Source organism: Vibrio sp. Vb2131, assembly GCF_033338535.1.
In the GTDB taxonomy this organism is placed as follows: domain Bacteria; phylum Pseudomonadota; class Gammaproteobacteria; order Enterobacterales; family Vibrionaceae; genus Vibrio; species Vibrio alginolyticus.
This window is the reverse complement of the sequence record NZ_JAWOSW010000084.1, coordinates 1-661: the sequence shown is the minus strand read 5'-3', so window position 1 is coordinate 661 and position 661 is coordinate 1. Positions and strand designations below refer to the sequence as shown.

General features: G+C 50.2%; 1 protein-coding gene. It reads left to right on the top strand.

Translation table 11 applies throughout. The annotated features are described in order from the left end of the window. Positions 1-12 precede the first annotated feature (12 nt). Positions 13-276, top strand: coding sequence for a hypothetical protein (locus tag R7E38_RS23590; RefSeq protein WP_411978686.1), 264 nt, complete (start codon positions 13-15; stop codon positions 274-276). Positions 277-661: the final 385 nt, after the last annotated feature.

Here is a 661-nt window from a genome sequence, read left to right as displayed (position 1 = left end):
CTTAAGACGGAGCTGAGCAGCCTGCAGACCTCAAGACAGGAGGGTGAGCAGAAGAGGCGACGCCTGGAGTCCCAGCTACAGGAGGTCCAGGGCCGATCCAGCGATTCCGAGAGGGCTCGGGCTGAGGCTGCTGAGAAGCTACAGAGAGCCCAGGTGGAACTTGAGAGCGTGTCCACAGCCCTAAGTGAGGCTGAGTCCAAAGGCAACCTGTGGGTAGTCTGTCAGTCAGTAAAAGGCTGCATGGCGCCATTATCCGTCCTGAGGCTCCATAAATGAAAGATATAGGAGCTTTTCAAACTCAACACTGTACATAAACTTCATTCCACGTAGATTGTTCGCTGATGCGTAGTCCTTAGGTATGAAAGGTCTGCTAGGAATGTTGTCGATAAGAGTCCTCACGCACGTAGAATTCGGATGCAAACAAATTGCATTCCCGTCTCTTAGCACTGCTATCACTTCCATTCTGTTGCAGTAAATATTCTCGTATATCACCTCGATGGTTTTAATGAATTTGCAAGGGATCGACTCGGACGTTATTTGAATGCACTGACATCGTAACTCTTCAGTGTCACAGGGAGGGGCAAAGATGCCTAGGTTAAAGATAGCCAGCAGGAACATGGGCCAGAGTCGAGCGGCCATGTCTGAATGTGCCTTGACTCAG